Annotated in this window: 16 protein-coding genes; 8 read left to right on the plus strand and 8 right to left on the minus strand. The window is 70.1% G+C overall.

The window, feature by feature from the left end; translation table 11 throughout:
* Window positions 1-761 (plus strand): ATP-binding protein (locus tag H7I41_RS10130; protein WP_372503720.1); only part of this gene is annotated, 761 nt, incomplete at its 5' end.
* 51 nt (window positions 762-812) lie between these two features.
* Window positions 813-2,402: a GMC family oxidoreductase gene (locus H7I41_RS10135; protein WP_264012449.1), complete on the plus strand. Its 1,590-nt coding sequence runs from the start codon at window positions 813-815 to the stop codon at window positions 2,400-2,402.
* Window positions 2,403-2,460: 58 nt separating this feature from the next.
* Here the strand turns inward: H7I41_RS10135 and H7I41_RS10140 are convergent, their stop codons facing one another.
* From H7I41_RS10140 to H7I41_RS10165, 6 genes are all read right to left on the minus strand, one after another.
* Window positions 2,461-3,816: an LLM class flavin-dependent oxidoreductase gene (locus H7I41_RS10140; protein WP_264012450.1), complete on the minus strand. Its 1,356-nt coding sequence runs from the start codon at window positions 3,814-3,816 to the stop codon at window positions 2,461-2,463.
* 84 nt (window positions 3,817-3,900) lie between these two features.
* Window positions 3,901-5,124 carry an acyl-CoA dehydrogenase family protein gene (locus H7I41_RS10145; protein ID WP_264012451.1) on the minus strand — a complete coding sequence of 408 codons (1,224 nt, stop codon included), beginning with the start codon at window positions 5,122-5,124 and terminating at the stop codon, window positions 3,901-3,903.
* 63 nt (window positions 5,125-5,187) lie between these two features.
* Entirely contained in the window at window positions 5,188-6,867 is a 1,680-nt protein-coding gene (locus H7I41_RS10150) for an oligopeptide ABC transporter substrate-binding protein OppA (protein ID WP_264012452.1), read from the minus strand.
* A gap of 30 nt (window positions 6,868-6,897) precedes the next feature.
* The gene (locus H7I41_RS10155) at window positions 6,898-8,748 is read right to left on the minus strand and encodes an oligopeptide ABC transporter ATP-binding protein OppD (protein WP_264012453.1); all 1,851 of its coding nucleotides are present in this window, start codon (window positions 8,746-8,748) and stop codon (window positions 6,898-6,900) included.
* Window positions 8,745-9,680, minus strand: a complete 936-nt coding sequence (locus H7I41_RS10160) for an oligopeptide ABC transporter permease OppC (RefSeq protein WP_264012454.1) — start codon at window positions 9,678-9,680, stop codon at window positions 8,745-8,747. Before H7I41_RS10160 ends, H7I41_RS10155 begins: the two co-directional genes overlap by 4 nt.
* Window positions 9,677-10,654: an oligopeptide ABC transporter permease OppB gene (locus tag H7I41_RS10165; protein ID WP_264012455.1), complete on the minus strand. Its 978-nt coding sequence runs from the start codon at window positions 10,652-10,654 to the stop codon at window positions 9,677-9,679. The genes H7I41_RS10160 and H7I41_RS10165 overlap by 4 nt, the downstream gene beginning before the upstream one ends.
* A gap of 217 nt (window positions 10,655-10,871) precedes the next feature.
* Here H7I41_RS10165 and H7I41_RS10170 point away from each other — a divergent pair, with 217 nt between their 5' ends.
* The 6 genes from H7I41_RS10170 (at window position 10,872) to H7I41_RS10195 (ending at window position 17,321) form a co-directional block, all read left to right on the plus strand.
* Window positions 10,872-11,078: a hypothetical protein gene (locus H7I41_RS10170; RefSeq protein WP_264012456.1), complete on the plus strand. Its 207-nt coding sequence runs from the start codon at window positions 10,872-10,874 to the stop codon at window positions 11,076-11,078.
* A 104-nt stretch (window positions 11,079-11,182) separates the two neighbouring features.
* Window positions 11,183-11,887 (plus strand): response regulator transcription factor, encoded by a 705-nt coding sequence (locus tag H7I41_RS10175; RefSeq protein WP_264012476.1) that lies wholly within the window; start codon window positions 11,183-11,185, stop codon window positions 11,885-11,887.
* The gene (locus tag H7I41_RS10180; RefSeq protein ID WP_264012457.1) at window positions 11,865-13,463 is read left to right on the plus strand and encodes a sensor histidine kinase; all 1,599 of its coding nucleotides are present in this window, start codon (window positions 11,865-11,867) and stop codon (window positions 13,461-13,463) included. Before H7I41_RS10175 ends, H7I41_RS10180 begins: the two co-directional genes overlap by 23 nt.
* Window positions 13,464-13,555: 92 nt before the next feature.
* The gene (locus H7I41_RS10185; RefSeq protein ID WP_264012458.1) at window positions 13,556-14,833 is read left to right on the plus strand and encodes a bifunctional glycosyltransferase family 2/GtrA family protein; all 1,278 of its coding nucleotides are present in this window, start codon (window positions 13,556-13,558) and stop codon (window positions 14,831-14,833) included.
* A 25-nt stretch (window positions 14,834-14,858) separates the two neighbouring features.
* A complete protein-coding gene (locus tag H7I41_RS10190) occupies window positions 14,859-16,712 on the plus strand; it encodes an ArnT family glycosyltransferase (protein WP_264012460.1) in 1,854 nt (617 codons plus the stop codon).
* Window positions 16,713-16,829: 117 nt separating this feature from the next.
* Window positions 16,830-17,321 carry a beta-class carbonic anhydrase gene (locus tag H7I41_RS10195; RefSeq protein ID WP_264012461.1) on the plus strand — a complete coding sequence of 164 codons (492 nt, stop codon included), beginning with the start codon at window positions 16,830-16,832 and terminating at the stop codon, window positions 17,319-17,321.
* A 6-nt stretch (window positions 17,322-17,327) separates the two neighbouring features.
* Here H7I41_RS10195 and H7I41_RS10200 read toward each other — a convergent pair whose 3' ends face one another.
* Window positions 17,328-17,717, minus strand: a complete 390-nt coding sequence (locus H7I41_RS10200; protein WP_264012477.1) for a PaaI family thioesterase — start codon at window positions 17,715-17,717, stop codon at window positions 17,328-17,330.
* A gap of 61 nt (window positions 17,718-17,778) precedes the next feature.
* Window positions 17,779-19,929, minus strand: a complete 2,151-nt coding sequence (locus H7I41_RS30305) for an FUSC family protein (protein ID WP_264012462.1) — start codon at window positions 19,927-19,929, stop codon at window positions 17,779-17,781.
* Between the last annotated feature and the right edge of the window lie 201 nt (window positions 19,930-20,130).

Genomic DNA, 20,130 nt, shown 5'->3' on the forward strand with positions numbered 1-20,130 from the left:
CGCAGGCGGCCGACGACCCCCTGGCCGCGGCGGCCGAGGCGGACGGCGATGCGGCCCGGGCTGCCGCCGCACGGGCCGCCGAGGTCCGGGCCGAACTGGAGCGCAGCGCCCCCGATGCCGTCGAGGCCGCGTTGGCCGACGCCACCCGCGGTGCCGATGCGCTCGGCCGCCGGCACGACGCGCTGGCCGAGGAACTGCGAGAGGTCAGCACGCAGCTGAAGGTGTACGGCACCGAGGGCCGCCGGGGCAGCCTGGACGCGGCGGAGGCCGAACGCCAGCACGCCGAGCGGGAGTACCTGCGGGTGCACCGGCGGGCCCGGGCGGCGCAACTGCTGCGGACGGTGATGGCGCGCCACCGCGACGCCACCCGGTCGCGCTACGTCGACCCGTTCCGCGATCAGGTGGAACGCCTCGGCCGCATCGTGTTCGGGGACAGCTTCGAGGTCGAGGTGGACAGCGACCTGCGCATCTGCAGTCGCACGCTCGCCGGCCGCACGGTGCCCTACGAGTCGCTGTCCGGCGGCGCCCGCGAACAGCTGGGCATCGTGGCGAGGCTGGCCGGCGCGGTGCTGGTCGCCAAGGAGGACGGCGTCCCGCTGCTCATCGACGATGCGCTCGGCTTCACCGACCGCGACCGGCTGGTCAAGATGGGCGCGGTGTTCGACGTGGTGGGCGGCGACGGCCAGGTCATCGTGCTGACCTGCGACCCGCAGCGCTACGCCGCCATCGGCGGCGCCCACCACATCGAGCTGGTGCCCTGAGTCCTCTCGAAGGTCCCGACGGCGGCGGCGCGGGACTCTAGACTTCGCCCGATGGAAGCCGACTATGTCGTCATCGGAACCGGCTCGGCCGGCGCCGTCGTGGCCAATCGCCTGAGCGCTGATCCCGGTGTCGAGGTGGTGGTGCTGGAGGCCGGCCCGCCGGATAAGGACAAGTTCGTCCACATCCCGGCGGCGTTCTCGAAGCTGTTCCGCAGCGAGATGGACTGGGACTACTCCACCGAGCCGCAACCGGAGCTGGGCGGCCGCCGCATCTACTGGCCGCGCGGCAAGGTGCTGGGCGGCTCGTCGTCGATGAACGCGATGATGTGGGTCCGCGGATTCGCCGCCGACTACGACGAGTGGGGTGAGCTCGCTGGCCCGCAGTGGGACTACGCGCACGTCGTCGAGTATTTCCGTCGCATCGAGAACACCAGCGACGCAGCGCAAAAGGTCGAGGGAGGTTGCAGCGGCGAGGGCGGGCCGCTGCATGTCTGCCGCCAGCGCAGTCCGCGCAGTTCCACCGCGGCCTACCTCACCGCGGTGCAGGAGTGCGGCCACTCGCTGGCGAAGCCGAACGCGCCACAACCCGAGGGTTTCTGCGAGACGCTGGTCACCCAGCGCCGCGGCGCGCGGTGGAGTACCGCCGACGGTTACCTGAAACCGGCGGCCTCCCGCAAGAACCTCACCGTGGTCACGGGCGCACACGCCACCCGGGTGGTGGTGGACGGCGGCCGGGCCGTCGGCGTCGAGTACCAGTCGGGCTCCGGCCGCAACGAGGTCCGTGCGCGGCGCGAGGTCGTGCTGTGCGCGGGCGCGGTCAACAGTCCGCAGCTGCTGATGCTGTCCGGCATCGGTGATCGCGACCAGCTGTCCGAGCACGGCATCGACGTCGTGGCCCACGCCCCCGAGGTGGGTCGCAATCTCATCGACCACCTGTGCACGCCGATGGGCTTCGAGGTCCGCCACGACAGCCTGTTCACTGCGGAGAAGCCGCTGGAACTCGTCCGCTACCTGGTGCGCCGCCGCGGCATGCTGACGTCGAACGTCGGCGAGGCGTACGGCTTCGTGCGGAGCCGCCCCGACCTCGAACTGCCCGACCTCGAGCTGTTGTTCGCCCCGGCACCGTTCTTCGACGAAGGCCTGGGCGACGCCTACGAGGGGCATGCGGTCGTGATGGGCCCGATCCTCGTGCGCCCGGAGAGCCGCGGAACCGTCACCCTCGCCTCGGCCGACCCGTTCGCCAAGCCGGTCATCGATCCGCGATACCTGTCCGACCCGGAGGGCCGCGACCGCGCCGCGATGATGGCCGGCCTGCGGATGACCGCCGACATCGCGAAGGCGCCCGCGATGCGTGACGTGCTCGGCAGGGTCGCGCGGCCGCTCGACGTCGAGGACACCCGCGAGGAGACGCTCGAGGAGGCGCTGCGCTTGACCTCCCAGACGCTGTACCACCCCGTCGGCACCTGCCGGATGGGTACCGACGAGGGCAGCGTCGTCGACCCCGACCTGCGGGTGCGAGGTGTCGAGGGACTACGGGTCGCCGACGCCTCGGTGATGCCCGCGATCATCCGCGGGCACACCCACGCGCCGTCGGTGGTGATCGGCGAGAAGGCCGCCGACCTGGTGCTGGCCGGTTTGTGATTTGTGGAGCCCTGGCCGCGCTCAGCGCGGCTCAGGCTCCACAAGTCGCTCGGCGACGTCAGCTGACCGACTTCAGCCGCTGCGCCGCGGTGAACGTCGCGGGATCGAGACCCAGGTGGTCGCGCAGCGTGGTGCCCGTGTATTCGGTGCGGAACAGCCCGCGCCGCTGCAACTCCGGCACCACTGCGTCGACGAAGTCGTTGAACGTGCCCGGTGTCTGCGCCGCCGACACCATGAAGCCGTCGGCCTCCCCGGCGTGGAAGGACTCCTCGATCTGGTCGGCCACCTGCTCCGCGGTTCCCACGAACTGGGGGAGTAGCACGCCCTGGGCGTACCACTCGCCGATGTCGCGCAGCGTCAGGTTGTCGCGGTCGGCCACCCGCCGGGCGGTGTCGAACAGCCCCTGGGTGCCGGACACCTGCACGTCCTCCACCGGCGCGTCGAGGTCGTACACCGAGAAGTCGTGGTCGGTGTGCACCGAGAGGGTGATCAAGCCCGACACCGGGTCGGCCAGCTCGTTGTGGAACGCCTGCTTCTCGCGGGCGATCGACTCGGTCTCGCCGATGAACGGGATGAAGGCCGGGAAGATCAGCACCTGGTCCGGGTCTCGGCCGTAATCCGATGCCCGCGACTTGATGTCGTCGTAGTAGGCGCGCCTGCCCTCCGGTGTCGGGTCGATCTCGAAGATCGCCTCGGCCCACCGGGCGGCGAAGTCCCTTCCGGTGTTCGACGAGCCCGCCTGGATGAGTACCGGCCTGCCCTGCGGGGAGTGTGGGACGTTGAGCGGCCCGCGGGTGCGGAAGAACTCGCCGTCGTGGTCGACGTGCCGGATCCGCGACGGGTCGGCGAACACACCGCTGGCCTTGTCGAGCACCAGCGCGTCGGGCTCCCAACTCGCCCACAACTCCAGCGCCGTGCGGACGAACTCGTCGGCGCGCTCGTAACGGAACTCATGGCCGAGGTGCTCGTCGCGGCCGAAGTTCTGCGCCTCACCCTGGGTCAGCGACGTGACGATGTTCCACGCCACCCGGCCGCCGGTGATGTGATCGAGGCTGGCGAAGATGCGGGCCAGCTCATAGGGGTGGAAGTACGTGGCCGACTTCGTGATCGCGACACCGAGCTTCGTGGTGACCGCGGCGATGCTGGCCGCCACGATCGACGGGTCGAGCGTCGCGGTGGCCTGCGTGCCCCGGCGTAGCGGCTCGGCGATCCCGTCGCCGTACCGCACCGGCGCGGCCAGCAGGTCGGCGAAGAACACGAAGTCGAACTTGCCGCGCTCCAGGATGCGGCCCAGGCGGTGGTAGTACTCCGGCGAGGTGAAGCGGGTGTCGCTGGCCGGATGTCGCCACGCGGCGTGCGAGTGGGTGACCTGCGACGCGATCTGGAATCCGCCGAGGTGCAGTTGACGAGTCACGAGTGCTCCTTTCTCCAGCGATTTCGGCGCGCTCACCGTCGCTCACCGAACGAAAGTGCGCCGAAATCGCATGAGGGCGAGGGGTCAGAAGTAGGCGTTGGCCGGAATCGGCGTGCCGTGCAACAGGTTCTGGCCGATCACCCGGGCCTTGTACGCCACCGGGTTGTGCAGGGTGATGGTGCGGATGTTGCGCCAGTGCCTGTCGAGGTTGCGCTGCCGGCTCGCGGCGCTGGCCCCGCCGAGTTCGAGCAGCCGGGTCGCGGCCTCGGGGGCGACCTGATCCAGGTGCACCTTCACCTTCGCGGCCCGCAGCTGCGCCTCGGTCGCCAACCGGGCGTCGGGCACGCCGCCGGTCTCCGACGCGTCGGCGGCGCCGATCGCCGTGGCGGCGTCGAGCACGGCTGCCCGCGCGACGGATGCGGTGCTGGCCAGTTCGCCGAGCTGACGCTGCAGCAGTGGATCGTCGGACGGCCGTTCGGCGAGCGCATGATTGAAGTTGCGGTCGCGCGACTCCAGCAGTGCCACACCGTCGTCGACGACGTTGGCCAGCACGCCTGCGACGACGGCGTGGATGTAGAGCTGCAGCGCCGCGTACTGCACCGTCGGCGTCGGCTCGGCGTCATACGGCGTGTCGATGAGCACCTCGTCGGCGGACACCGCCACCGCGGTGAACGTGGTGGTGCCCGTGCCGGTACGACGCTGGCCGAAACCGTCCCAGTCGTCCACCAGCGTCACCCCGTCGCGGTCGGTGGGCACCACGACGGTGGCCACCGAATCATGGTCGGTGGTGGTCGCCACGGTCAGGTGATCGGAGAACAGAGTGCCTGTGCTGTAGTACTTCTCGCCGTCGAGCCGGAACCCCTCGCCATCCGGCGTCAGGCGGGTGTTGAACACCAGGCTGCCCACGGCGAGCGAGCCCTTCTCGCTGAACGCGTTGCCGAACACCTTGCCCGCGGCGACCTCGTCGAGCCATCGCCGCGACACCGCGTCGGCCGGGTCGGCGCGCAGCGCGCGAAGCCGCTCCTCGACGAACCAGAAGTGGGTCCGGAAGATGTGGGCGACGATCGGATCGGCGCGAGCCACGTCGATGATTACCGAGAACAGTTCCGGCACAGTGAGTCCCGCGCCACCGAGCTCGACGGGCAGACGCAAGGCACCGAACCCGGCGCGCTTGAGTGCGGCGACCTGGTCGAACGGGTTCTGGTCCTCGAGGTCGCGGTCCTTCGCGCCCGCGGCGATCTGTGCCAGCAGGATCGCGAACTCCGGCGAGTCGGGCAGCAGCGGGTTGAGACGCTCAACGGTGGTCATGGCGCAGTTCTACCGACGGCGCCCGGCGGCGGCACTGCTTTGGATCAGGCGGAACCGAACGGGCTACGGCATGAACCCGATCGCGGTGTAGTTGAGGTCGCCGATCCCGGCCGGGCCGTAGTTCGCCAGGTTGCTGCGGACCGCGACGTTGCCCGCCGACTGGAACAGCGGCAGGCTGTGCCCCGCCTCGAAGATCATCTTGTCGAGCTCGTTGGCGTTGACGCGGGCCGTGGCGGGATCCAGCTCGGACAGCGTCTTCTCGATCTGCGCGTCGATCTCGGGGCTGCTGATCTTGCCGACGTTTCCCTCGCCGGTGGACGAGTAGATCTGGGTCAGGCTCGACAGCGGGAAGGCGTCGCCGCCGTAGGCGAACTGCACGAGATCGAAGTTGCCGGGCGTGACGAACTCGGTGAACAGCCGGCCTCCGGCGGCGGGTACCAGCTCCAGGTTGACGCCGATCTGCGCCAGGTTGTTCTGCGCCACCTGGGCGATCTGCCGGGTGCTCAACGCGTCGTAGAAGACGTCGCGGATGCGCAGTTGTCTGCCGTCCTTCTCCCGGAACTGCCCGTTCAGCCGCCAGCCCAGCGCGTCGAGCTCGGCCCTGGCCCTGTCCTGATCGAAGGCGACCGCGGCACTGTTGTCCTGGTAGCCCTCTTGGCCGGCGAGGTAGATGTGGTTGTTCAGCGGGCGCGGCTCGTTCACGAGGCCGTTCTGCGACACCGTCGCGATGGCCTGCCGGTCGATACCCTTCGCGACGGCGAGCCGCAGCCTCGGGTCGGACAGGATCGAGCCCGGTGCGCCGTTGACGGTGAAGTGGTACCAGCTCGCGGCAGGGGCGCGCCGGATGGTGATGCCCGCCGTGTTGCGGGCGGTGTCGAGTTCGTCGCGGGTGGCCAGGCCCATCGCGTCCAACGCATTGTTCTGCAGGGCGGGAACCCGGGCCGCGTCGTCGAGCACCGTGAACGTGATGGAGTCCAGCCGGGGTTTCGTGCCCCACCAATTCGGGTTGCGGGTCAACACGATTCGCTGCGCGGCCTTGTCCACCGTGGAGACGATGAACGGGCCGGCCGACGGGCCCGGCCCGTTGAGCTGGCCGCGGTTGAACGCCTCGGGATCGGCGGTCGTGCTCTTGGGGTAGAGCATGGTGTTGCCGGCGAAGAATCCCTTCCAGTCGGCGTAGTGCGCCTTGAAGGTGACCACGGCCTGCCGGTCGTCGACACCCTTGGTCACCGACTCGACGCGCTCGGTGCCGTTCGGGGACGCGACGAGGAACCGCTCGTCCTTGCCGCCGGTCGCGTTGATCTGGGAAGCGATGTCCTCCCACGTGATCGGCGTCCCGTCGGACCACGTCGCCTTGGGGTTGATTGTGTAGGTGACCTGTTGCGGGTCGGTGCTCGTGAGCTCGACGTTGGTGAAGTAGTCGGTGTTGACGGTGGTCTGCCCGTCGGGGGCGATGATGAACGCCCGCGGCATCGTGGGGCGCAGCAGTCCGCCGAGTTCGCCGAGGTTGCCGTCGATGTGCAGCGTGTTGAAGTTCGGCGGGAAGCCGGTGAGCGCGAGGCGCAGGTTGCCCCCGTCGCGCAGGCTCGCCGGGTCCTGGGGGTTGATGTCGCTGGTGGTGCCGAGTTCGGCGTTGCCGCCCGGCGACGGCGCCCCGTCGTCGCGGCTCGAGCAACCGGCGAGGGTGAGGACCAGTACGGCCGCGGCGGCGAGGGCTCGTCGGGCGCCGAACGTGTGCGTCATCGCACCGATGCTAGCGGCGCGTCACGCCGATCAGCGGTTGCCGTGCAGTTCCGCGGGCGGCCGGGGCACCGCGGCCAGCAACGCGCGGGTGTACTCGTGTTGGGGGTCGCCGAGCACCGAGTCGGCGTCGCCCTGTTCGACGATGGCGCCGCGGTGCATCACGGCCACCCGGTGGGCCAGGTGCTTCACCACCGACAGGTCGTGCGAGACGAACAGGTAGGACAGCCCGAACCGCTCCTGCAGGTCGAGCAGCAGGTTGATGATGCCGGCCTGGATCGACACGTCGAGGGCCGACACCGGCTCGTCGAGCGCCAGGATCTTCGGTTGCAGCGCCAGGGCGCGGGCGATGCCGATCCGCTGCTTCTGGCCGCCGGAGAACTCTGCGGGGAACCGGGCGGCGTCCGAGCGGTGCATGCCGACGGTGGTCAACAGGTCGGCCACCCGGTCCTCGACGTCCGCCTTACCGAAACCGTTGGCCGACAAGGGTTCGGCGAGCACCTCGTACACCGGCAGCCTCGGGTCGAGGGAGGCGACGGGGTCCTGGAACACCACCTGCAGCTCGCGCCGCAGCGAGCGCCGTGTCGCCTTGCCCGCCGCGGCCACGTCGTGACCCAGCACCTCGATAGAACCGCCCTGCGGCGCGGTGAGTTCGAGGATCTCGTGCAGCGTCGTCGACTTGCCGGACCCGGACTCGCCCACGATGCCGAGGGTGCGCCCGGCGGGCAGGTCGAAGCTGATGCCGTCGACGGCGCGCACTTCGCCCACCTTGCGGCGCAACACGACACCCTTGGTGAGCGAGTAGGTGCGCGTCAGATCCCGGACACGCAGGGCAACGTCGTCCTCGGTCTCCACGTCGGCGACGCGGGTGGGTTGGGTGCTCACCCCGTACAACTGGGCGGCGCTGCGACCGGCGACGTGCTCGGTGCGGATGCAGGCGGCGGTGTGGCCCGCCGCGACGGGCAGCAGGTCGGGTTCGGCGGCGCTGCAGTCGTCGATGGCCAGGGGGCAGCGCGGGGTGAACGGGCAGCCCGGGGGCAGCGCCGTCAGCGCGGGCGGCGCGCCGGGGATCGGCACCAGCCGGGTGCCCTGACGCGCGTCGAGGCGCGGAACCGACCCGAGCAGCCCTGCGGTGTAGGGCATTCGCCGGTCTGAGTAGAGGGTTTCGACGCCGGCCACCTCGACGGCCCGCCCGGCGTACATGACGAGCGCCCGGTCCGCGAAATCCGCCACCACCCCGAGGTCGTGGGTGATGACGATGACGCCCGCGCCGGTGACGTCGCGGGCGGTGCGCAGCACGTCGAGGATCTGCGCCTGCACGGTGACGTCGAGCGCGGTGGTCGGCTCGTCGCAGATCAGCAGGTCGGGATCATTGGCGATGGCGATCGCGATGACGACCCGCTGCCGTTCACCGCCGGACAGCTCGTGCGGGAAGGACCGGGCGCGCCGGTCGGGCTGACGGATACCGACGAGGTCGAGCAGCTCGACCGCCCTCCGGCGCGCCGCGGCCCGGCCGAGGTCGCGCTGATGGATGCGCAGCGACTCGGCGATCTGGTCGCCGACGGTGTAGACCGGCGTCAGCGCCGACATCGGGTCCTGGAAGACGGTGCCGATGCGGGCGCCGCGGACGGCCGACATGGCCCGGTCGTCGCGGTCGAGGAGTTCCTCGCCGTGCAGCCGCACCGACCCGGTGACCTCGGCGTACTCGGGCAGCAAGCCGACGACGGCCATCGCCGCGGCCGACTTGCCGGAGCCCGATTCGCCGACGACGGCCAGCACCTCGCCGGGCTCCACGCGGTAGGTCAGCCCGCGCACGGCGTGCACCGACGCCTCCTCGGTGGGGAAGGACACGTGCAGGTCGGTGACCTCCAGCAGCGGGCTCACCGGGCACCGCCCCTGGTCCGCCGCGCGCGTCGCAGCGCCCGGCTGCCCGGGTCCAGCGCGTCGCGCAGGCCGTCACCGGTGGCGTTGGCGCACAACACGATCAACACCAGCACGGCCGCCGGGAACAGGAACACCCATGGGAACGTGATTGCGGACTTGGTGCCGTCGGCGATCAGCGTGCCCAGAGACACGTCGGGCGGCTGCACACCGAAGCCGAGGAAACTCAGACCGGTCTCGGCCAGGATCGCGACGCCGACGTTGAGCGCGGTGTCGATGATCAGGATGGACGCCACGTTCGGCAGGACGTGGCGGATGATGATCCGCGGCGTCCGCACGCCCATGTAGCGGGCGGCGACGACGAACTCGCGCATCCGCAGGCTCATCGTCAGGCTGCGCACGATGCGTGAGCTGATCATCCAGCTGAACCCGGAGAACAGCACGATCAACCAGAACACTCTCGCGTCGGGATCGAGCCGCGGCGTGACGATCATGATGATCACGAAGCTCGGAACCACGAGGAGCAGGTCGACGATCCACATCAGCACCGAATCGCGGAAACCGCCGAAGTACCCGGCGATCGAGCCGACCGTCGCGGCGATCAGGGTGGAGATGAACGCCACGCACACCCCGATCAGCATTGACTTCTGCATCCCGCGCAGCGTCAGCGCCAGCAGGTCCTGGCCGAGCGCGTTCGTGCCGAACCAGTGCTCGGGACTGGGCGGTTGCTGCAGCGCGTAGTAGTCCAGCTCGGTGTAGTCGTAGGGCAGCAGCGGCGGCAGCGCGTAGCAGGCGACGAACAGTGCCGCGAGCACCACCAGCGAGAGGACCGCGAGCCGGTTGCGCAGGAACCGCCGGGTCACCAGTGTCCGGCGGGACGCGAAGGAGCCGGCGTCGACGCCGGACTGGGTGGACGAGAAGCCGGATTCGGTCATGCCACCCGCACCCTCGGATCGAGCGCGGCGTAGATGACGTCGGAGAGCAGTCCGGCCAGCAGCACCACTGCGCCGGTGAACACCGACACCGCGGCGATGATGTTGGTGTCCTGGGTCGCGATGCCCTGCACCGCCCATTCGCCCATGCCGTGCCAGCCGAAGATCTTCTCGATGAACACCGCGCCGGTCACCACGCCGCTCATCCCGTACGCGAAGAGGGTGGCCATCGGGATCAGGGCGGTGCGCAGACCGTGCTTGAACAGCGCCTGCCTGCGGGTGAGGCCCTTGGCCCGTGCGGTGCGGATGAAATCCTGGCCGAGCACGTCGAGCATGGCGTTGCGCTGATAGCGGCTGTAGCTGGCGGCGAAGCCGAGTGCGAGGGTGAACGTCGGCAGGACCAGGTGCTGCACTCGGTCGACGAGCTGGTTCCACCCGCCGCCGACCGCGTCGGCGGACGTCTCGCCGGTGTACTCGAACAGCTGCACACCGAGTACCGAGTTCACCCGCAGCGCGCCCAAGATCAGCACGTTGGCGACCACGAATGTCGGCGCGCTGAGCAGCAGCAGTGACGCCACGGTGATCACCCGGTCGGACAGCCGGTACTGGCGCACCGCGCTCCACGCACCGAGCACCACGCCGATGAGCGCACCAAGCACCGACCCGACGATCAGCAGCCGCAGGCTCACCCCGACGCGGCGCCACAGTTCCTCGGCGACGGGCTGGCCGGTGACCGTGGTACCGAAATCGCCCGTCACCGCGCCGGTCACCCAGTCGGCGTAGCGGACCGGTATCGGCTTGTCGAGGTTCAGTTCGGCGGCCTTGGCGTCGATCACGGACTGCGGCGGGCGCGGGCTGCGTTCCAGCAGGCTGTCCAGCGGCTGGAACGTCAGCGAAGTGAGCGTGAACGTCAGCAACGACGCCAGGGCCAGCAGGATCAGGTAGTTGAGCAGCCGGCGCGCCAGGAAGCGCGTCATCGGCGCATGCCCTCCTCGACCTTCGGCTGCATGGGCACAGGGTAGAAGAGGCCGGCCGGTCAGGTCGTGATGGCCGCGCTCCGGGCGCGTCCACCGGAGGTGGGCAGGCAGCGACTGGGCAGCGTTTCGGCTCCGGCGCGATCGGTTAACCCCGCTCTCGGAGGGGTCACCGCCTCCTTGCGAACTGTCCGACAGACCGAACGGAGTGAACCCAGCGATGCCGTCGAATCGGATCAAACTCGCGTCCGCCGCCGTGGGCACCAGTGCGTTGCTCGCGATGGGTGGTCTGACCGTCGCCTTCAGCACGACGAGCGCCGCCCAGCCGGCCCCGGTGGACGCCGAGTCGGCGACGACCACCCAGCCTGCCGAGGAGGCCCCCGCCGTGACGCCGTCCAGCGCACCGCCCGCGGTCGGCAAGAACTAGCGCCCGGTTTCACAGCCCGCGCATAGAAAGCGCACAGCCTTCGCCTACGGGGACCTCTGATAATGGTGTCCGTGGTGAACAAGAGCGACACCGAACGCGTCGTGATGCGCCGGGCCGACGGCGAGCCGATCCGCGTTCTGGTGGTCGACGACGAACCGGTCCTCGCCGAGTTGGTGACGATGGCGCTGCGCTACGAGGGCTGGGACATCGCCACCGCCGGGGACGGCGCGTCCGCGATCAGACTGGCCCGCGAGAACCCGCCCGACGTCGTGGTGCTCGACGTCATGCTGCCCGACATGAGCGGGCTCGACGTGTTGCAGCGGCTGCGCGAACAGACCCCGGGGCTGCCCCTGTTGCTGCTCACCGCCAAAGACTCCGTCGAGGACCGCATCGCCGGGCTGACCGCGGGTGGTGACGACTACGTCACCAAGCCGTTCAGCCTCGAGGAGGTGGTCCTCCGGCTGCGGGCGCTGCTCCGGCGTACCGGCGTGGCCAGTGAGTCCGGCGGCGCGCAGATCGTCGTCGGCGATCTGGTGCTCGACGAGGACAGCCACGAGGTGACGCGCGGCGGCGACGTCATCACACTCACCGCGACGGAGTTCGAGCTGCTGCGCTTCATGATGCGCAACGCCCGGCGGGTGCTGTCCAAGGCGCAGATCCTCGACCGGGTGTGGAGCTACGACTTCGGCGGCCGGTCCAACATCGTCGAGCTCTACGTGTCCTACCTGCGCAAGAAGATCGACAGCGGCCGTGAGCCGATGATCCACACGCTGCGCGGCGCGGGTTATGTCCTCAAGCCCGCTCGCTGACCCGGGCGTCGACGGCCGCACCCGCATCTGGTCTCCCCGCACTTGGTCGCTGCGGGTCCGGCTGCTGATCACCCAGGTGGTGCTGCTGGCGTTGGTATGCGCCGTCGTCGGGCTCGGCACCGTCTTCATGTTGCAGCGCTTCCTGTCCAACCAGCTCGACGCCCAGGTGGTCGAGGCCGGCCGGCGGTCGGTCGGCCTGTTCGGGCCACCGCCGCCGGGGTTCCCGCCACCGCCCGGCATGCGGCCACCGCCGGACATGCGGCCACCGCCGGGATTCCCGCCGCCACCGCCGTTCCCGCGGCGAATCATGATCCGCGACGACTCCGGCCCCGGCCCCGCCTTCCTGAACGCACCCGGGCAGGCTGCCGGGACGGTCGGCGCCGTGATCGGCCGCAACCGGCTCGACGCCGGGGTGATCACCGCCGACGGCACCCCTGCACCGATCAGTGCCGCCGCGGCCGCACAGCTCGCCGACGTGCCGGCGAATCAGACGCCGACCACCGTCGAGCTCGACGGGCTCGGCAGCTACCGCGTCATCGCGAGCCACGCCCACGGTCCCCGAGAGGTCATCGTCGCCGGATTGCCGACATCGGCGGTCGACGACACCGTGCTGTCGGTGCTGCTGATCTTCGGCGTCGTCGGCGCGGTGGCGCTCGGGGCGGGCGCGGCGGTGGGCATCGTCGTCATCCGCCGCCAGCTCGCACCGCTGTCGAGGGTGTCGACCGCCGCCCGCGAGGTGGCCGACCTGGAACTCGACCGCGGCGAGGTGCGGCTGCCCACCCCGATCGTCGAGGTCGACCCCGCCGGCGCACACACCGAGGTCGGCCAGCTCGGCACCTCGCTGAACCGGATGCTCGAGCGGATCTTCGATGCGCTGTCGGCGCGGCACGCCAGCGAGACCCGGGTGCGGCAGTTCGTCGCTGACGCGAGCCACGAACTGCGCACCCCGTTGGCCGCGATCCGCGGCTACACCGAACTGGCACAACGTAAGTCCGGCGAACTGCCCGACGACGTCGCGCACGCGATGAACCGGGTCGAGTCCGAGACGCAGCGGATGACCCGCCTCGTCGAGGACATGCTGCTGCTGGCGCGCCTCGACGACGGCCGCCCGCTGGAGCGTGAGCCGGTGGACCTGTCGCGCTTGACCGTCGACGCCGTCAGCGACGCCCACGTCGCCGGCCCCGAGCACCGGTGGTCGCTCGACCTGCCCGACGAGCCGGTGCTGGTCACCGGCGACGAGGCACGCCTGCAGCAGGTGCTGGTGAACCTGTTGGCGAACGCCCGGACCCACACGCCCCCGGGCACGTCGGTGACCGCCTCGCTGGCCGTCGAGGCGGGCGACGCGGTGCTCACCGTGCTCGACGACGGTCCCGGCATCCCGCAGTGGCTGCAGCCCGAGGTGTTCGAGCGGTTCGCGCGCGGCGACTCGTCCCGCTCGCGCCGCGGCGGCAGCACCGGCCTGGGTCTGGCGATCGTCGCCGCCGTGGTCCGTGCGCACGGCGGCACCATCGGACTCGACAGCGAACCGGGCCGCACCCGGTTCGTGGTCCGGCTGCCCGGCTCCGCGCAGACGTAGGCCTGGTCACCGTCGCGCGGTGACTCCCGACTCATAGCAGTCACACAGGTTGTGCCCACATCGAACACACCCGGCGAACCGACGATGGAGTCATGACAGACACCGCCCTCGGATCTCGCGCCGCGGCGGCCGCCGCCGGGGCCGGGCGCCGCCGCTTCGCCTGCAGACCCAACGCCGCGCTGGCCGCCCGTGCCGCAGGCGTGCCGGTGCTCGACGTCGTCGTGCCGGTGTTCAACGAGGAGGCGGCGCTGGCGGATTCGATCCGTCGCCTGCACCGCCACCTGTCCGAGGACTTCCCGTTCCCGGCGCGCATCACCATCGCCGACAACGCGAGCACCGACGCGACGCCGCGCATCGCTGCCGACCTCGCCGCCGAACTCGGTGACGTCCGTGTCGTAAGGCTGGAGGAGAAGGGCCGCGGCCGGGCGCTGCACGCCGCGTGGTCGGCGTCGGATGCACAGGTGCTCGCCTACATGGACGTCGACCTGTCCACGGATCTGGCGGCGCTGGCTCCGCTGACGGCGTCGCTCATCTCCGGCCACTCCGATCTCGCGATCGGCACCAGGCTGAACCGCGGCGCCCGGGTGGTGCGCGGCGCCAAGCGCGAGATCATCTCGCGCTGCTACAACTTCCTGCTCAGGTCGACGCTGTCGGCGCGGTTCTCCGACGCCCAATGCGGCTTCAAGGCCATCCGCGCCGACGTCGCCCACGAGCTGCTGCCCTACGTCACCGACACCGGGTGGTTCTTCGACACCGAACTTCTGGTGCTGGCCGAGCGCAGCGGCCTGCGCATCCACGAGGTGCCGGTCGACTGGATCGACGACGAGGACAGCCGGGTGGACATCGTGGCGACCGCCGCAGCCGACCTCAGGGGTATCGGCCGACTGCTTCGCGGCTTCGCCGACGGCTCGATACCGGTGAATCTGCTTGCCGCACAGCTGGGCTCGTCTCGAATGTGCGCGCCGAAGACGTCACTGCTGCGACAGGTGGTGAGGTTCGGCGCGGTCGGCGCCGTGTCCACCGTCGCCTACCTGGCGCTGTTCATGCTGACCCGCGGGGCGTTCGGCGCGCAGGCCGCCAATCTGCTGGCGCTGCTGGTTACGGCGGTCGGCAACACCGCGGCCAACCGACGGTTCACCTTCGCGGTGGCCGGGCGCGGCTCGATGGTCCGCCACCACGTCCAAGGTCTGCTCGTCTTCGCCGTCGCACTGGGCGTGACGAGTGGATCGCTGGCCCTGCTGCACGGGCTCATCCCCCAACCGCATCGAGCGCTCGAGCTCGTGGTGCTGGTCGCGGCCAACCTGGTCGCCACCGTGCTGCGCTTCCTGCTGCTGCGCGGCTGGGTCTTCCGTACCCGCCGAACCCGCTGACTCCGAACACGATCGAGGACTTCTGATGACACTCACCGCACCTCAGCAGGTTGCCGGCTCCGCGCCCGCCACCGCCGCCGCTCCGCGATGGCCACGCCTGGCCCTGCCTGTGTTGCTGGCCGCCACGGCCGTGCTCTACCTGTGGGGCCTGGGCCGGTCCGGCTGGGCCAACGACTATTACGCGGCCGCCGCGCAGGCCGGCACTCAGAGCTGGACGGCCTGGCTGTTCGGCTCGCTGGACGCAGGCAACGCCATCACCGTCGACAAGCCGCCTGCCGCGCTGTGGGTGATGTCGCTGTTCGGCCGGCTATTCGGCTTCACCCCGTTCACCATGCTGCTGCCTCAGGCGCTGATGGGTGTGGCGACCGTCGCCCTGCTCTACGCCGCCGTGAAGCGTACCAGCGGGCCCGCCGCCGGCCTGACCGCCGCAGCGGTGATGGCCGTGACACCCGTTGCGGCGCTGATGTTCCGCTTCAACAATCCCGACGCCCTACTGGTGCTGCTGCTGGTCGCGGCGGCCTACGCCATGGTGCGCGCCATCGAGACCGCGGGCACGCGGTGGATGCTGCTGGTCGGTGTGGCTCTGGGATTCGCCTTTCTGACCAAGATGCTGCAGGCGTTCCTGGTCGTTCCGGGCCTCGCGCTGGCCTTCCTGGTCGCCGCACCTGTGGGCTGGTGGCACCGCGTCCGCCTGCTGTGCGTCGGCGCCGTGTCGATGGTCGTGTCGGCCGGCTGGTACATCGCGCTGGTCGAGTGGTGGCCCGCGGACTCGCGGCCCTACATCGGCGGTTCCACCGACAACAGCCTGCTACAGCTGGCGCTGGGCTACAACGGGATCGAGCGCATCGCCGGCGGTGAGAGGCCGGGCGGCGGGGGACCGGGCGGCGGTCCGGGTGGCAGCCTGTTCTTCGGTGGGGAGGCCGGCATCGGCCGGTTGTTCGGCGCATCCATGGGTGTCGAGGCGTCATGGCTGCTGCCCGCCGCGCTGATCGGTCTGGCCGCGGGCTTCTGGCTCACCCGCCGCTCGCCACGCACCGACGGGTTGCGCGCGGCGCTGCTGCTCTGGGGTGGCTGGCTCCTGGTGACCGGTGCGGTGTTCAGCTTCATGGACGGCACCATCCACCCGTATTACACGGTGGCGCTGGCGCCGGCCGTCGCCGCGCTGGTCGGCCACTCGACCGCCGAATTGTGGCGGGGCCGCGCGCATCCGTGGCCGCGGCTCGTGCTCGCGGCGATGGTGGCGGCCACCGGGGTGTGGGCGTTCATTCTTCTCAACCGCACGCCGGAGTTCGTGCCGGGGTTGCGCTGGGTCGTCGTGGTCGGAGCGGTCGCCGCGGCCGCGGTGCTCGTGGTCGGGCTGCACCGGTTGCGGCGCGCCACCGCGGTGGTGGTGCTGGCGGCGGCGTTGTCCTCGCTCGCCGCACCGGCGGCGTTCGCGGTCTACAACGTGGTCCATCCCTCGAGCGGCCCGGGCACCATGTCGGGACCGGCGCGTGACGGCGGCTTCGGCGGTCCGGGCGGGCGCGGCCCCCGTGCGGCGGGTGACAACGAAGCACTCGAGTCGCTGCTGACCTCGGTCGACCGTCGCTGGGCCGCAGCGGGTGTCGGGTCGATGAGCGTGAGCGGGCTGGAACTGCAGACCGGCACGTCGCTCATGGCGATCGGCGGGTTCTCCGGGGGCGACGACTCGCCGACGCTGACCCAGTTCCAGCAGTACGTCGCCGACGGCCAGGTCGGCTACTTCCTCGCGGGCGACGAGCGCGGCGGCCCGCCACGGCACCGCGGTGGCAGCGCCGCCGAGATCACGGCGTGGGTGGAGCGGAACTTCCCGGCCTCCGAGGTCGGCGGCGCCACGGTGTACGACCTGCGCACCCGCTGACCCGCCGCTTCCCCGCGAAGAAGCCGACCCAGAATCGTCCTGATTTCCAATGCAGTCATGCGCATGGGTGTGTTGTTATCGTCTGGGCGTTTGGCTGCCGCGACCGCAGGAGGACCCATGTCCGCGACCGACGAGTACCTGAAGAACAACGAGGACTACGCCAGGAACTTCAGCGGGCCGCTGCCGCTGCCGCCGAGCCGGCATGTCGCCGTGGTGGCGTGCATGGACGCCAGGCTGGACGTGTACCGGATCCTCGGCCTGGCCGAGGGGGAGGCGCACGTCATCCGTAACGCCGGCGGCGTCGTCACCGACGACGAAATCCGCTCGCTGGCCATCAGTCAGCGCCTGCTCGGAACCACAGAGATCATTCTGATCCACCACACCGACTGCGGCATGCTCACCTTCACCGACGACGACTTCAAGCGGTCGATCCAGGAGGAGACCGGCCTGAAGCCGCAGTGGGCCGCCGAGGCCTTCCCGGATCTCGAGGAGGATGTGCGTCAGTCCATCCGCCGCATCGAGGCCAGCCCCTTCGTCACCAAGCATGAATCGTTGCGGGGCTTCGTGTTCGACGTCGCCACCGGGAAGCTGAACGAGGTCACCGTCTAGCCTGCGTCAGCCCACCTTGTAGGTGGCGATCGCCTTGGCCACCGCGGTGCCGTCGGGAGTGACGACGTCGACGTCGCAGTTGACGAGGGTCTTGCCGCGCCGCAGTACCCGGCCGACGCCGATCAGGTCGGTGGCCCGCGCCGGCGCGAGATAGTGAACGGTCATCGACGTGGTGACCCCGCGCAGATCGTCAGGCACGTCGGCGCCCGCCCACGCTGCCGCCATCACGGTGACGTCGGCCAGCGCTGCGGTGGCTCCGCCGTGCACCATGTCGCCGATCGTGGTGTTCGCCGGGTCCCACGGCAGCAGTAGCCGCACCTCGTCGGCGTCCAGCCGCTCGGCGATGATGCCCAGCTTGACGGCGAACGGGGACTGCGGGATGAACGCGGCCATCACCTCGGCGCCGGTGCGGGGCTCGGTCGAAGTCGTCATGTCTCCAGTATCGGAAGCAGGGCAATTACCTCTGGGGTAGTGGTGGTGCGTCAGCCCGGCCGTTGAGCACCGCGGCGAGTCTTTTCAGATCGGACTCGAGCTGATCCACCCGCCGGAGTGAGTCGGTCAACTCCACGGTGCCGACGGCCTGCGACACAACGGGCTTCGTGGCATCCGATCCGCCGGCCGCGGGGACATCGCCGCGCGCTGCGGAGATGGCATTGCGCAGTTCCCGTATTCCGGTGCGTACCCGGTCGTCGGTCCATCCGTGTAGTTGCCGTGACCCGTCTGACAGCAGCGGGGTGAGCCGCAGATAGGCCTCGTGCACAGCATCGACGTGCACGGCCTTGTCGTTCCTCACGCCCGCGGGTTGTGAGAAGACATTGACCTCCGTCGCGGCCGATGCGAACTTCGTCGTCAGCGCGGCGTGAGTGCGGTCCAGTTCCGCTTCGGCCGCCGCGACGTCGGACTCCCGGCCTGGCAGATGCGATTCGAGCGCACCGTCGAGGGCTTTCAGGTACGTCAGCACGGCCGGACGGATCTCGCGTGTGTCGCGAAGCGGCACGATGGTGAGTGCCACGACCGCCGCGACGCACCCACCGATGAGGGCGGCGACCGACTTGTCCCTGACGAGATCGAGGTAGCGGCCTTCGGTGGCGAAGAGCGGCACGAACGCGATGCTCATCCAGAACACCATCGCGGGATAGGAGACGGGCGCGCTGACGATCGTCAGGAACACGCCGATGGCGACCACGGCGACGGTCCAGAACAGCCCCTCGGGCACACAGGCGGCGATGGCCACTCCGCCCACGGCTCCCAGAATCGTTGCGGGCAGGCGGGAGAAGGCTCGTCGTGCCGAGAGCCCCGCGGATCCGGCGATGACGACGAACGCTGTCCAGGCCACCACGAGGCTCTGCTCATTGCCGACGGCCTTGGCGATCAGGCCGGCCCCCACCGCTGCGACGACGGCCTGTATCGCGAGTGCCATGGTGGGCGAGATGAGTCGAGCCGCTGGCTCGACCTGCGGGGCTTCTGCGGCGGCCGGAGTCATGGCCGTGCCGACCGCAGCCGACGCCGTGCTGACCAATTCCAGTGCCCGCGTGAGCGATTGCGCGACGATCTCTCCAGCGGAGAGCAGCGACAGCGCAGCGAGTAGGGTCTGCGGCGGGAACGGTGCCGCGCCGCTTTCGGTCGTGTGGGTGAGCGCGCTGTGGATGTGGCCGCGAAGCACCCGGGCCCTGCCGGCGACGGTGTCCCTGGCGGAGTCGTCGGAGTCGTCGCCGAGCGCAACGGCGAGGCCGTGCAGGGTGCTCGTGACGGACCGAGCGATCTCATCGGGCAACGACCGCAGCCATCCCGGATCTTCGACTTGTGCGGTCAGGTCCTCGAGTCCCTTCTGGACCGAGTGGAGCGCAACCCGTAGCCGATCGACGTCCTGCGGCGACATCCCGTGCGCGACAGCGCCGGCGAACTGTGTCTCGATCGCACTACGGCAGGACTTCGCCCGTTCGAGACGCGTGCGCAGCGCTCTCGCCGCATGGTCGGGTGGCGTTCCGTCGCGGGCTGTGTTGAGGGCGTCGGCGGCGGCGGCGACGGTTTCAGCGGCGCGGCGAGCGAACGCGTGCACCGAACGGGCCAGCGACCGCACCGGGACATCGCGCAGGATCACCGATTCCCAGATGGCCAGCCAGCCGAACCCCAGAGTCAGGGCGACGACGAACCACCCGACTCTTCCGACCGTGATGTGTCCGGCGCCGGTGACATAGACGGTGATCGCACCCATCAGCGCCAGACTCGCGATCCGGGTACTCCAGGCCCGCAACGCGTACGACGAGAACATCAGCAGCACAAGCAGTATGGCACCGAGCCAGACCGCCTGGCGGGTGAGAGCGACAGTCAGGATGACGGCGAGCGTCGACACCACGACCGCCCACCCGAGGGTGCCCACGCGGTCCCGCGGACGCGGATCGGGCGCCAGCAGCGCGCCCTCGAAAGCGGCACCCGCCGCGAACAAGGTGATACGCACCGGGTCCGCGACGTCGAACGCGGACGTCACCGCGACCATGGTGGCCCACGCGAGCACGGTCGCGCCCACGGCCCGGGCGCCGCGACGCGTTCGCACATAACCGGGATCGAAGATCTCTACGCGCGCCGCCACACGGGGAATCACGGACACGGCGGCAACCTCATCGAAGAATCCTCACGAACAGCGGCTGGTCACCGAAATCGACGCCAAGTGAACATCCTATGGACCATCGATCCGAATTGTCCGATGACCGCATTTACGCTGATGTAAGCAGTATTGTGGGCCTTCCTTCCCGACGAGCTCGGGAGCAGCGCTGACCAGCCCTCGGCGCCGGTTGAGAAGGAGCCGAAA

It is taken from the genome of [Mycobacterium] manitobense, from assembly GCF_025821665.1.
Classification (GTDB): Bacteria; Actinomycetota; Actinomycetes; order Mycobacteriales; family Mycobacteriaceae; genus Mycobacterium; species Mycobacterium arseniciresistens.